Annotated in this window: 10 protein-coding genes; 7 read left to right on the top strand and 3 right to left on the bottom strand. The window is 48.9% G+C overall.

What is annotated here, in order from left to right:
• Positions 1 to 8: 8 nt before the first annotated feature.
• The 7 genes from BLV62_RS08855 to BLV62_RS08825 are packed head-to-tail and all read left to right on the top strand — an operon-like array spanning position 9 to position 9,702.
• Positions 9 to 1,499 (top strand): RagB/SusD family nutrient uptake outer membrane protein, encoded by a 1,491-nt coding sequence (locus tag BLV62_RS08855; RefSeq protein WP_168927767.1) that lies wholly within the window; start codon positions 9 to 11, stop codon positions 1,497 to 1,499.
• Between the two features lies 1 nt (position 1,500).
• Entirely contained in the window at positions 1,501 to 2,256 is a 756-nt protein-coding gene (locus BLV62_RS08850) for a DUF4397 domain-containing protein (RefSeq protein ID WP_089760770.1), read from the top strand.
• Positions 2,257 to 2,277: 21 nt separating this feature from the next.
• Positions 2,278 to 3,204, top strand: coding sequence for an ABC transporter ATP-binding protein (locus tag BLV62_RS08845; RefSeq protein ID WP_089760768.1), 927 nt, complete (start codon positions 2,278 to 2,280; stop codon positions 3,202 to 3,204).
• A 9-nt stretch (positions 3,205 to 3,213) separates the two neighbouring features.
• Positions 3,214 to 5,544 (top strand): Gldg family protein, encoded by a 2,331-nt coding sequence (locus BLV62_RS08840; protein WP_089760766.1) that lies wholly within the window; start codon positions 3,214 to 3,216, stop codon positions 5,542 to 5,544.
• A 15-nt stretch (positions 5,545 to 5,559) separates the two neighbouring features.
• Entirely contained in the window at positions 5,560 to 6,864 is a 1,305-nt protein-coding gene (locus tag BLV62_RS08835; RefSeq protein WP_089760764.1) for a MutS-related protein, read from the top strand.
• A 10-nt stretch (positions 6,865 to 6,874) separates the two neighbouring features.
• The gene (locus BLV62_RS08830) at positions 6,875 to 8,191 is read left to right on the top strand and encodes a MutS-related protein (protein ID WP_089760762.1); all 1,317 of its coding nucleotides are present in this window, start codon (positions 6,875 to 6,877) and stop codon (positions 8,189 to 8,191) included.
• Between the two features lie 29 nt (positions 8,192 to 8,220).
• On the top strand, positions 8,221 to 9,702 hold the full coding sequence (locus tag BLV62_RS08825) for a S41 family peptidase (RefSeq protein WP_089760760.1): 1,482 nt from the start codon (positions 8,221 to 8,223) through the stop codon (positions 9,700 to 9,702).
• 167 nt (positions 9,703 to 9,869) lie between these two features.
• Here the strand turns inward: BLV62_RS08825 and BLV62_RS08820 are convergent, their stop codons facing one another.
• From BLV62_RS08820 to BLV62_RS08810, 3 genes are all read right to left on the bottom strand, one after another.
• On the bottom strand, positions 9,870 to 10,919 hold the full coding sequence (locus BLV62_RS08820; protein ID WP_139170033.1) for a hypothetical protein: 1,050 nt from the start codon (positions 10,917 to 10,919) through the stop codon (positions 9,870 to 9,872).
• A 95-nt stretch (positions 10,920 to 11,014) separates the two neighbouring features.
• Entirely contained in the window at positions 11,015 to 11,320 is a 306-nt protein-coding gene (locus BLV62_RS08815; RefSeq protein WP_089760754.1) for a hypothetical protein, read from the bottom strand.
• 10 nt (positions 11,321 to 11,330) lie between these two features.
• Positions 11,331 to 12,899, bottom strand: a complete 1,569-nt coding sequence (locus BLV62_RS08810) for a DHA2 family efflux MFS transporter permease subunit (RefSeq protein ID WP_089760752.1) — start codon at positions 12,897 to 12,899, stop codon at positions 11,331 to 11,333.
• Between the last annotated feature and the right edge of the window lie 10 nt (positions 12,900 to 12,909).

Below are 12,909 nucleotides of genomic sequence, written 5' to 3'. Positions count from 1 at the left end.
CGATGGCGATGCAGAGATATAAGAGAAATATAGTAATCGCGTCCGGTTGCCTGCTGCTTGGAATGTTATGCGCCTGCAAAAAGCTGGTAACGGTTCCTGATCCGATCAATACCATTTCAACAGGACAGGTGTTCAGTAGTGAAAAGCAGGCAAACAGCGCTATGGTTGCCATCTACAGCAAGATGATCAACGGAACGGACATGACGGCGATCGGCAATATTGCCAGCAACAGCTTCGCCGCGGGATTGTCGACCATCCTGGGCGGGTTGTCGTCGGATGAATTATACTACTATTCCGGCACGGCCAACCAGTCGTACTACGGGGTAAATACCAACAAGCTGACTATCTACAACAGCGACAAGCCCTGGGCTATTTGGTTTTCGGCCTACGACGCTATCTATGGCGCCAATTCCGTGATCGAAGGCTTGGCAGATGCAAAGGGATTGAAAGACAGTGTACGCCTGGCGTTAACAGGAGAAGCGAAGTTTGCCCGTGCATTCAGCTATTTCTACCTGGTTAACTTTTTCGGAGAGGTACCGCTGGCGTTAACAGTTGATTTTAACCAGACGGCGCACCTGCCAAGAGCATCTAAAGACCAGGTATATAGCCAGGTATTAAAAGACCTGAAAGACGCAGCGGCAACAATGCCGGCGGCTTATCCTACAGGTTCGGCCACAGAACGTACAAGACCTAACAAATATGCGGCGCTGGCAATGCTGGCAAGGGTATACCTCTACATGGGAGATTATAACAACGCCGCGGCGTCCGCCACCGAGGTGATCAACAATGCGGCCGACTACAGGCTGGAAACCGATCCTGATAATGTGTTCCTGACCGGGAGCAGGGAAGCTATCTGGCAACTGCAACAGGCATTGACAGACTTTACTATCAAGAACGCCACGCCGGAAGGTTTTGTCATGAGACCTGTTGTACTCAAGGTAGGTATCGCTCAATTTTGCCTGACACCTTCATTGCTGGCTGCATTTGAAAAGGATGACCTGCGGTTTAAGAAATGGACAGACAGTACAGATAATTCACTTGGCACCGGTACCAGCCCGGGAGTTACTTACTACCCGCTTAAATACAAGATCAGCAGCGCTAATGGTGTTCCGGGCATGCCGCCGCAGGAATATTACATGGTGTTGCGACTGGCAGAGATGTACCTTATCCGTGCGGAAGCTGCCGCCAATGGCGCTGGTGGCGACGGCCAGGCAATTGCCGATCTTAACGTGATCCGCAAACGTGCAGGCCTGAACGATCTGCCGGCTTCTCTCAGCAAAGAACAGGTACTGGATGCAGTGGCAAAAGAAAGAAGAACAGAGTTGTTTGCAGAATGGGGACACAGGTGGTTCGACCTGAAACGTACCAACAAAATGAACGCCGTGTTGTCGGCTACTCCTCTCAAACAGCCATGGCTGGGCGATTACCAGGCGCTGTACCCAGTACCGGTGCCTGAGATCAGCGTAAACCATTTCCTCACTCAAAACCCAGGGTATTAAAATGAAGAAACAGTCTTTCATATATACGTTCCTGTTAGCAACGACGCTGATGGCGTCGTGTGGTAAAGAATCTGTACCGCCAAAGGAATCGGCATCGCTGAATATAATGAACGCCGTGGTGGGCAGCGGGTATATTGCTACCAATTTCAAAGGTAGTTTGCCATATGATTTTTACCGCACCATATTGCTGCAATACGGAGATACGAACGCGGTGACCCGCCGTTACAACTATAGCGGCATGCAACCCCTTTGGATCTATAACTACCCGGATACCACCGCCAAGGACGCTCCCTTGCTGAAACTGGATCTCGACCTGCCGGTTGGTTCCATCCATTCGCTGTACGTAACGGGAACTGTTGCACAACCGGAGGCGATGTTCGTGGAAGAGCATCTGCCTTATCACCCGGCCGGAGACAGTACTACCAGCATCAGGTTCATCAACCTGTCGCCGGGCAGCAAACCGGTGAAAGTGGTGCTGAAAGGGAAAAGCACGCCGGAAGCAGCGAGCGTTGCATACAAAACAATGTCAGATTTCATAACCTATCCTGTGCATACATACAATGAGAATTATGTGTTTGAGTTCCGGGACGCAGCCTCGGATGCGCTGATAACGACGTATACGGCAAATGGTATACACTATCCTGCCCCGTCGCCGCTTCCGCATCCCTGGCTGTACCAGAACAGGGCCCTGGCCCTGATCGGAGTGCCGGGCGGTACAGGTAACCAGCAACAAAAAGTGCTGGTAGTAAAATATTAAACAGAACATTCAACATCCGTAATGAGTACGATACTGAAAATTGAACGGCTCTCACACCGGTATAGCAGCGCATGGGCTATACGAGATATTAACCTGGAAATCACAGAAACAGGTGTTGTTGGTTTGCTTGGCTCCAATGGAGCCGGCAAATCAACAACCATGAATATCCTTTGCGGTGTGCTGAACCCAACAGAAGGCAATGTGTATATCAATGGCATCAGTATGCGGGAACACCCGGAAGCTGCCAAAAGGGAGATCGGTTTCCTTCCTCAATATCCGCCAGTGTATACCGACCTGACGGTTGATGAGTACCTGACCTATTGCGCCCAATTGCGCAGGATGGAAAAAGGAAGTATAAGGAAAGCCGTGGAAGAAGCCAAAGAACGCTGCGGCATCGGGCATTTCAGCTCACGGCTCATCAAAAACCTTTCAGGCGGGTATCGTCAGCGCGTGGGCATTGCACAGGCTATCATTCATAAACCGCGACTGGTGGTAATGGACGAGCCAACCAATGGGCTGGATCCTAACCAGCTGATAGAAGCCCGCAAACTGATCCGCGAAATAGGACAGGATCATACGGTACTGCTTTCTTCACATATCCTCAACGAAGTACACCTGCTTTGCCGGGAAGTGGTAATGATAGAAGGAGGTAGGGTGATCTTTTCGGATACCATGGATGCATTCAATAACTATGTGCAGCCGCACAGCGTGTTGTTGCGCATGGAGAACCCGCCTTCAGTAGCGGAACTGATGAAAATACCCGGTGCAACAAAAGTGGAATTTCTCAGCGATCGCCAGGTCCGCGTGTATTTCGACGGGGACCAGGATATTACAGAAAGGATCATCACAGCCAGCGTACAGCAAGGCTGGAGGCTGCGGGAGATCAACCTCGACAAAGGCCTGCTGGACGATATTTTCAAGCAACTATCTATTCAATCTCTCCAATAATCTTCTTACATGAACATGATATTCAAGATCGCGAGAACAGAATTGCGTAATCTTTTCTATTCTCCGGTAGCGTGGTTTCTGACAATTGCCTTTATGGTGCAATGCGGGATATATTATACCTACCCATTGTACCCGCTGGCCAAATGGCAGGAAGTGCTGATGGAAAATACGCCGAAGTTTAAGGACTTGGGCCTGGCGCTTACAACTTCTCTCTTCCTGGCGCCTGATGGCATTTTTATGAATGTATTACAGAACCTTTTCCTGTTCGTACCATTGCTGACAATGGGATTGATCAGCCGGGAGGTAAATAACGGTACTATCAAGTTATTGTACTCCTCACCGCTGAAGATCCGCGAGATCGTGCTGGGTAAATACCTGGCCATTATGATCTATAACCTGCTGCTGGTAGGCATTGTAGGGATATTTATGGTTACAGGCCTGTTCAATATACAACACGCGGATTATGGTTTGTTGCTGTCGGCAGCCCTGGGTTTTTACCTGTTGGTATGCGCCTACACCGCTATAGGCCTGTTTATGTCCAGTCTTACCACTTACCAGATAGTATCCGCAATCGGCAGCTTTATCATCGTATTTGCATTAAGCCGTATTGGCAACCTGTGGCAAAAATATGACCTGGTAAGGGATCTGACCTATTTCCTTTCTATCTCCGGCCGCACTACTAAAATGCTGAGAGGGCTGATCACAACTAAAGACCTGGTTTACTTCATCCTGATAGTAGGCATGTTTGTCAGCTTTACGTTGATCAAATTGCGGGCAGGCCGCGAATCGAAGCCCTGGTACATCAGAACGGGAAGGTACCTGCTGGTACTGGGCGCCGTATTGTTGTTAGGTTATTTCAGCTCAAGGCCCGGCTATATCGGCTATTGGGATACTACTGCCAATAACGCCAATACCCTGCATGTCAATACGCAGAACATAATTAAGGAGATGAAGGGAGAACCCCTGGAAATAACCCTGTACTGCAATCTTTTCGGAGGCGGAGTAGCAAGAGGCCTGCCCGAAAACAGGAACGACTATCTCTGGAACCTCTGGGAACCATACATACGTTTTAAGCCGGATATCAAATTCAATTACGTTTATTATTATGATGTGCGGGATGGCGATAGTACCCTGTCTGTAACCTGGGGGCATAAAAGTTACAAGGAGATCGCGGAACGCATGTGTGAAGGGTACGAGATTAAACCTTCTCTTTTCAAGCCTGGTGCGGAAGTTCGTAAACAGATCGACCTGAGCCCTGAAAACTACAGGCTGGTGATGCAGCTGAAGTATAAAGGCAGAACTACTTTCCTGCGGACATTCGACGACCCTACCTTCTGGCCGGAAGAGTTGCAGGTAGCAGCCGCCTTCAAACGTTTGCTCCAGGACTCTATGCCTAAGGCGGTATTCCTTACAGGTAACCTGGAAAGAGATATCAACAAGAACGGGGAGAGGGAATTCAAGTACCATACTACGGCGAAGGATAATCGTTATTCGCTTGTCAACATCGGCTTTGATGTAGATACCCTGCTGCCTGAAACACAGTCGATCCCTGCCGGCGCGGCAGCGGTGGTACTGGCAGATCCTAAAACTACCCTCAGCCCTGTTACTACAGGAAAGTTGCAAACATATATCAACAACGGCGGTAACATGTTCATCCTCGGCGAGCCGGGCAAGCAACAGGTTTTGAACCCGCTGCTGGCGCAGTTTGGCGTACGGATGATGGACGGCACCCTGATAGAGCTTTCCAAAGATGAAATGCCTCATATGGTAAAGCCATTCCTTACGCTTGAAGGAACAGACCTGTCGCAGGAACAGATCTTATCGTTGCTGAAAACAGCCATCAGGGAAAAAACCGACAGCTTCGCAATGCTGATGCCAGGAGTGACAGGCATCGAGTATACCAACGGTGGCGCATATACGATCAAACCCCTGTTTCAAACAGGAACGGATAAAGCATGGCTGAAAGCCGGCGCAGTGGTAACGGATTCCGTGGCGCCTGCGTTCAGCCCGGCGGAAGGAGATACTAAAATTCCACATTATACTACCGCCGTTTCCATCACCCGGAAACTGGCTCAGAAAGAACAGCGGATCATTGTAACATCCGACGCCGACTTTATGAGCAATATGCGCCAGGGTGGTGGATTTATCGGCCGTAGTATGTACTCCTGGCTCGACTATGGCAAGTTCCCTATTTATACGCCAAGACCTCAGCCAATGGATACCAAGCTGCTGATAGGAACTACTGCCGCAGGCATACTCAGGATCCTTTATGTATGGGTAATGCCGGGACTTGTACTACTGCTGGGAACCGTTTTACTGATCAGGAGAAAACGAAAATAATTTAAACAGGAAGATATGATTTTGCATACAGATGACCAGACAATAGAGGATCTGCGGATCTTCGGGAAGCGCGACAGCAAAGGGATATACGACCTGTATAACCATACCCGTACCAGGGGCGGCGAAGCCATATTGAAAGAAATGTTCCTGAAACCCTTATCGGACAGGGAACAGATAAACAGGCGAAGCAATATCATTGAGCATTTTGCAAAAAACAAGGTGAGCTTCCCTTTTAACGCTTCATTGTTTGATATGGCTGAAAAATACCTGGCTAATGCCGATGCGCAGACCAGGAATGCTACCCGTAATGCCGTATTGAGTGAGAAGGACGTTAACAACGGGGTTTCCTCGGTTATTGAACTGGTGCAGCAGGTAAGGGCATTTATTGATTCGGCGGCAGTGAGATCCATTGCTGCTTACGAAGAGGAAAGGAAGGAAATAGACGCCCTGTTGAGCGACCCGGCTTTTGATCCGGTGCATGCAGAGAAAAATAAAGGAAAATTATCGTATGCCGCAGTAACGGCCTACGACCTTTTGTTCAGGACCCGCGAACGCAGCAGGATAGAAAAGCTCATGCAGCATGTATACAACCTGGATGTATTTATTTCTGTAGCTAATGTGGCTGCAGAAAACCAGTTCGTATTTCCCGAAGCCCTCGAAGAGGGAGATATGCTTTTGCTGGAAGGGGTGTATCATCCCGGTGTAAAGAACGCAGTTGGCAACAGTATAACCATGAATGCGACGCAGCATGTGATCTTTCTGACAGGCGCAAACATGGCCGGCAAATCAACTTTCCTCCGTTCGCTGAGCACCGCGGTCTACCTGGCGCATATGGGATTTCCGGTTGCGGCAAAGCGAATGCAATTCAGGGTGCTGGATGGCATCTATACTACCATCAACCTGCCGGATAACCTCGGTATGGGCGCCAGCCACTTCTACGCAGAGGTATTGCGCGTAAAGAAGATAGCGGGTGAACTGCATGCAGGCAAATCGCTGCTGGTCATCTTCGACGAGCTTTTCAGGGGAACCAATGTAAAAGATGCACATGAAGCTACAGTGGCTGTTACAGGCGCTTTTACCGAAAGAAAGAACAGTCTTTTCGTCATCTCTTCACATATCGTGGAGGCAGGCGAAGACCTGAAACAGTATCCGGGTACCGGTTTCCTTTACCTGCCTACCCGGATGAACGGCCTGACGCCAGAATATACGTATACCCTTGAACGTGGCATCACAGACGACCGCCATGGTATGATCATCATACGCAACGAAGGTATACTGGATGTACTGAAGAATGGTCATAAACGTGCATTGGACCAATAAAAGAAGAAATATGAGCTTTAATATAGATAAACAGACGGCAGATGAACTGAACCTGATGGGAAAATACCGCAACGGGTCTGTATACCACCTGTTTAACCAGGTGAAAACAGCGGGCGGACAACAGGTGTTGGATGAAATGTTCAGGAACCCGCTGGAAGATCCCGCAACAATCAATGAGCGGGCCGCCATATTTAAGGCTTTCCAGCAGGCCGGCCTGGATTTTCCCTTCGATGTACCACAACTGAGCCTGATGCGGGAATACCTGGATGGCAGTACTGCAGGCAATATGGCCGTAACTATGGTGGATACGCTGATCAAAAAAGGTTTGGCCTCCCTGACCCGCGACGAAAGGTACCGCAAAAAAGTACAGGGGTTGCAGGCTACCATTGTAACGCTGAAACGCTGCTACCTCTTCCTGCATAGCTTGCAACCGCCAACCGGCAGGTATGCGGGCCAGGTAAAAGATATACTCTCCATCCTGGCAGACAAGGAGGTAGACAAGCTGATGAACATAGATATCTACAAGCCTTTGTCTATAAGCACGCTGGCCTTCTATGACCATTTGCTGAAGAAACGTTTGCATGAAGAAATGGAGCGGGTGCTCCGGTTTATCTACGAGCTGGATGTTTTTATTGCAGTGGCCGGGGTTGCAAAAGCCAGGGGATTCGCATATGCGGAGGCGTTGCCGAAGGGAAAGAATATTTTATCCGTTAAAGGTCTGCGTCATCCTGCCTTGCAGGGCGCTGTAGGCAACGATATCCGGATGGAGGAAGGAAGCAATGTATTATTCCTTACAGGAGCTAATATGGCCGGTAAATCTACCCTGATGAAATCGGTAGGTATCTCTGTGTACCTGGCGCATATGGGATTCCCCGTGGCGGCAGAAGCTATGACATTTTCTGTAAGGGAAGGGATCTGCTCTTCCATCAACGTAGCGGATAATATCCAGCTGGGTTACAGCCATTTCTATGCGGAAGTGGTGCGGGTAAAACAGGCTGCTGAAGCTGCCGCCAGCGGCAAACGTTTGCTTTTGATGTTTGATGAACTGTTTAAAGGAACGAATGTAAAAGATGCTTACGACGGCACACTGGCAGTAACATCAGCATTTGCCGAATACCAGGATTGTATTTTCATTGTATCTACCCATATCATTGAAGTAGGAGAGGCGCTGAAAGGAAACAGCAACATCCGCTTTGCTTACCTGCCAACGGTAATGGAAGGTTCCCGCCCCCGTTATACTTACCGTCTGAAAGAAGGTATCACCGAAGACAGGCAGGGAATGATGATCATCCGCAATGAAGGGATCCTTGAGCTGATACGCTCCTGACGCTTTTATAAATTTCAAAAACCAATGACATGAAGAGATGGATAATTTCAGGCGCCGCAGCCCTGATGACTTTGTGCTGCTTTCGTGTATCGGCGCAGGATAAAAAGCTTTCTAACCTTACCAAAGAAGATTTTATAGCCGACTTCCGGCTGGCAGCCGAGATACTGAAGAAGCAGCACCCGAATCCCTACAAATGGATCGATTCAGCGAGTTTCCAGCGCAAAGTGGATTCGTTGATGGAAAAGGCGGCTGCCGCCCCCGACGTTGTATCCTGCCTGCAATATTCTCCCATCTATCTGGTAAGGGATGTGCATACCAACCTGGGCGTAAGCGCCGACAACGCCAAGGAACTGTATTCAATGATCAACCTGTTTCCTTATCCTGTTATTATAGAAAGAGGAAAGATCTTTATCAATATCAAAGGATGGGTGGTGCCGTTTGGAGCCGAAGTGACCAGTATCAACAACGTACCGGCAGAAGACATTATACAGGCATTGTCGACCCCTGCATACAGCGATGGCTACATCACCAGTGGTCTGGACCGCCTGTATCCTAATTTCCAGGTGATGTACAGCCTCCTGTCGCCGCATGAAACCACTTTCCAGGTGAGTTACATAGCGCCGGGCAGCAGGGAAACGAAGAAAACGACCTTGCCTTTTGCCAATCCTACCCAGGCGTTTCACGACAGCAAGATGGCAGTACACCCGTTAAACCAGTTGCAACGCAGTTACGTTATTTACAATAACTATTACGACGACACGAAAACCGGTGTATTGACAGTGAACACCTTTGGGATCAACGAAGCCGACGCTTACAAGGAGTTCAGCGAGTTTTTCAGGGAATTGAACAGGCGGAAGTACAAACAGGTGATCATCGACGTACGCAGCAACGGCGGCGGCAACCCGGCGATCTCTGCGCTCCTTTACTCTTTCCTGACCCGCGAGCCTTTCAGGAACGTATATAACTATCGCACACGCACCATCGACATTGCATTGCCGGAATATGCAATAGCCGACAACGGGAGAAGATTATCAGACGATGATATCCAGACCCAGAAGAATTTCCTTTACCAGCGTTTTGACAAAGACAAGAACGGCATCTATGTAGGTAACGCCCGCCTGCGGGATGGCCTGCTGGAGAACTTCCCGCCGGATAAGGATGCCTTCGATGGAAAGGTGTATGTACTCGCCGGGGGCGGTACCGTGTCGGCAGCTACCTACTTTGCTTCACTTGTACAGCAAAATAAGCGGGGTGTTATCATTGGTCATGAAACCGGCAGCGGGGAAGCAGCAACAACCGCAGCCTGGTTTATGAAATACCTCTTGCCGCGAACCAAGAGCGTACTGTCTGTACCGATGTCGGAATTGTACTTCTTCGATGCTGCTACTGATAAAGGGCATGGGGTGATGCCTGACAGAGAGGTGCCGGTGGATAAATTCATTTCGTATATCCAGGCAGGTAAGGACCCTGAAATGAGTTATACAATGGAGCTGATCAGCAGCGGAAAATAATTACCGTGGTCTCCCTTTTGGTTAATGGGCTATGCAGCTTAGGCTGTATGGCCCTTTTTGTGTGCAAGAGGATGATTATTCAATGGCTTTGCCCATCCATGACAGGAATACCAGGCCGGAACGGTATATCTGACAGTTAGCGAAATTACCGGAGGTATCGGTTGCCGTTATTGTGAAACCGGCGCAGTTGTAGTTGGCATGGGCCCATTGTTGTCTTCACCCTCGTGCGTTATGCCGGTATAGCGATAAGATTTCTCCGAACTCTCCCCGCAAACCGTAAAGAAAATAAACGGTATATCGTCCCCGGCCGTTTGATCTGTATATGCTTTGGAAATAGGCCGCAGCAGAACATAAGCCCTGAGGTAGCGGTCATCATTATACTGGTTCTTCCTGAAGTGCGCTTCGTTTTCTGCCGCCGATCTGCTGATAAATTGCTGTGTTTTTTCGTCGAAGGCATATTGGCTGAGGTCGGGCGAGAAGATTTTATAATGCCTGTTCGCATATACGGGATTTGCCGCCCGGGCGCCCGATCCTTCGTATTCCTTTTTCATTTGCAGGATGTCGTTCCACTCCCGGTCCGTTTCCTGCCTGGAATAGCCCTTATCTCCTCCGAAATTGCTGAGTAACAATACGCCTGGCTCCTTGTTTGATATTTCACCTGCAAAGTCCTGGTTCTCTCTTGACGGGCTGTTATATACCATAAGGAAGTCGTTGTATCCTTTATCATTTTTGTAATGCCATGAATTCTCCGGTTTCCCTTCTTCTATGTGCCCGTCTATGGTCTGAGTGAGAAGGATGTCTTCCGGTCTTCCGGGGCGTTGGTATACAAACGGAGCGTCAAAGCAGTTTGCATCCCTGTTAAACACCCTGTTAAGCGGCTCTTTATTGAACTGTACAAATGTTTCCCCTCTTTCAAAACCCGCAAAGTTAATCCTGGTACTATCCCCGATAGCGGGATTTTTATGCGCGTATACGGCAAAACGTTCCGGTTTGTCCGGTTTAAAACGCAGCAGGTCTTTGTCGAATGAATAGCTGCCAAAAACGATGGTAGCATACCCGTACAACATAAATTTTCCGTCTTCGAAGAGGCAGATACCGTTGCTGTTGCCATAACGACCTGCATATTGTTTATACCGTGGATCTTTGCCCGGGGCCTGGCCTTGCGAAGCTGAGCTGAAAATGAGCGCCGCCGCACATAAGTTGATCAATGATTTCACTATGGGTTAGTTTTGCAAATGATACAGAATACTGTATGCCGGTCAGTTGCCTGCCGGCGTCATTGCAAATGTAACAATGAAAACCATTTTACAAACTATTTAATGGCCGAAGGCGATGCCGTCTGACGGGTTGCAGTCAGCAAAACGGGATAAGCGTCTGTTAGCCGGCAATAACCCGATTGAATGCCCGGGTCTTGTTCTATAAGCTCCCAGAGTTCGGAATGATCGCTGACAAAGAACAGGATGAATTCGCAGGCATTATTCTGCGCATTTCCTCTCAGGCAAACTTTACCCCTTTGTTCCAGGCAAGAATAGAAGGCTTCCCGCCTCTTGTCATTTTCCTTCAGTCTTTCAAAGAAAACCATTGCATGGTGTAATGAATTATAATCAACAGGTCCCATAAACGAAATTTTAATGTGCGTCAGTTATCGCATTTTTTTTACCTGCCTTCAGCATTAAAACAATTGGAGCGCAGGCCAGGAAAAGAAAGCCGATGGTGAAGTAAACGTCCATGTATGACAGTAATGTAGCCTGTTTGTTGACTGCATGTTCCATCAGTTGCAACCCGCTTCTCATAGCATGATCAGGCGTGAATCCTTTTGCCACGAAGGCCTGTTGCGACTGGTGCAAACGTTCCCATACCAGCGGGTCGTTGGTATCCAGGTGCGTGACCAGGTCCATACGGTGCTGTGCATTTCTTCGTGTAATAAACGTGGTAATGATGGCGATGCCAAAAGAACCTCCCAATTGCCTGATCATGCCGGTGAATGCTGCACCTTCCGCAATTTCATGGGTTTTAAGGGAAGAAAAGGCGATAGCGCTGATCGATAGCAGGATCATGTTCAACCCGAAATACCTGAACACCAGCACATAAAAGAATACCGGGAACCCCGTGTCCGGCGTGAGGATGCCGGCGCTCATGTAACAATTGAAAAAGAACAATACCATCCCGCAGGCCATAATGATCTGGGGTTTGATGCCCGTCTTTAACAGCCATGAAGTAAGCGGGAAAATGAGCAGGCTGGAAAGAGACGTAAGGCAAACCAGCAACCCGGCATCGGTAGCCGGCCATCCCAGCTGCGATTGGGTAAACAACGGAACAATAAACGTAGAACCATAAGAGCCGAAACCATAAATAAATGAAAAAAGCGTTCCCGCAGCCAGGTTCCTGTTCTTTAATGTTCTTACGGCAACAATTGGATGGCGGTAAGTGATCTCCCGCCAGACAAATAGTATCAGGCCAAAAAAAGCCACAACAGAAAGATTCCGGATAGTCTTATCATTAAACCAGTCTTCTTCCTGCCCTTTTTCCAGCACATATTGCAGCGAGCCTACCGAAGCCGCCAGCAATAAAATACCCAGCCAGTCGACTTTGGAAGCAGGCAATTTATCGCCGTACCGGGGCGATCTTATGAACTGCATGGAGAGTAAGGCCGCCAGTATGCCCAGCGGTATATTGATGTAGAAGATGAAAGGCCAGCTGTAGTTATCTACGATATAGCCGCCGATCAAAGGGCCTAAGGCGGGGCCGATGATCACCCCCATCATGAAGATGAGATGCGAAACGCCCCGTTTTTCAGGCGGGTACGATTCTGTGATAACAGTTTGCGATGTGGCTAACAATGCGCCGCCTCCCATGCCCTGGAAAAAGCGGAAGCATGCCAGCGTCCAGATACTGCCTGCCTGGCCGCAGAGGAAAGAGAAAACAGTGAACATAATAATGGACCCCGTAAAATAATTCCGCCTTCCGAATTGACGGGAAAGCCAGCCGGTCATAGGTATGATGATCACGTTGCCGATGCCATACGCGGTCACTACCCAGCCCACTTCCGAAAGCGTGGCGCCCAGGTTGCCTTGCAGATCATTCAGGGCTACATTGACAATAGTCGTATCCAGCAACTCCAGGATGGCGCAGATCATGGCTGTCAGGGTAATGATCAACCGCCTGTAGCCATATTCGATCATTGAATTACCATTCATTTTTTTTTAG

Source organism: Chitinophaga terrae (ex Kim and Jung 2007) (assembly GCF_900107795.1).
Lineage (GTDB): Bacteria > Bacteroidota > Bacteroidia > Chitinophagales > Chitinophagaceae > Chitinophaga > Chitinophaga terrae.
Note: the sequence above shows the minus strand (reverse complement) of the source record. Positions and strands in the feature narration are given on the sequence as shown.

What these genes read in the sequence shown, in the direction of transcription:
- BLV62_RS08855 (WP_168927767.1), top strand. Translation starts at nt 9, where the DNA reads ATGCAGAGATATAAGAGAAATATAGTAATCGCGTCCGGTTGCCTGCTG.
- BLV62_RS08850 (WP_089760770.1), top strand. Translation starts at nt 1,501, where the DNA reads ATGAAGAAACAGTCTTTCATATATACGTTCCTGTTAGCAACGACGCTG.
- BLV62_RS08845 (WP_089760768.1), top strand. Translation starts at nt 2,278, where the DNA reads ATGAGTACGATACTGAAAATTGAACGGCTCTCACACCGGTATAGCAGC.
- BLV62_RS08840 (WP_089760766.1), top strand. Translation starts at nt 3,214, where the DNA reads ATGAACATGATATTCAAGATCGCGAGAACAGAATTGCGTAATCTTTTC.
- BLV62_RS08835 (WP_089760764.1), top strand. Translation starts at nt 5,560, where the DNA reads ATGATTTTGCATACAGATGACCAGACAATAGAGGATCTGCGGATCTTC.
- BLV62_RS08830 (WP_089760762.1), top strand. Translation starts at nt 6,875, where the DNA reads ATGAGCTTTAATATAGATAAACAGACGGCAGATGAACTGAACCTGATG.
- BLV62_RS08825 (WP_089760760.1), top strand. Translation starts at nt 8,221, where the DNA reads ATGAAGAGATGGATAATTTCAGGCGCCGCAGCCCTGATGACTTTGTGC.
- BLV62_RS08815 (WP_089760754.1), bottom strand. Translation starts at nt 11,320, where the DNA reads ATGGGACCTGTTGATTATAATTCATTACACCATGCAATGGTTTTCTTT.
- BLV62_RS08810 (WP_089760752.1), bottom strand. Translation starts at nt 12,899, where the DNA reads ATGAATGGTAATTCAATGATCGAATATGGCTACAGGCGGTTGATCATT.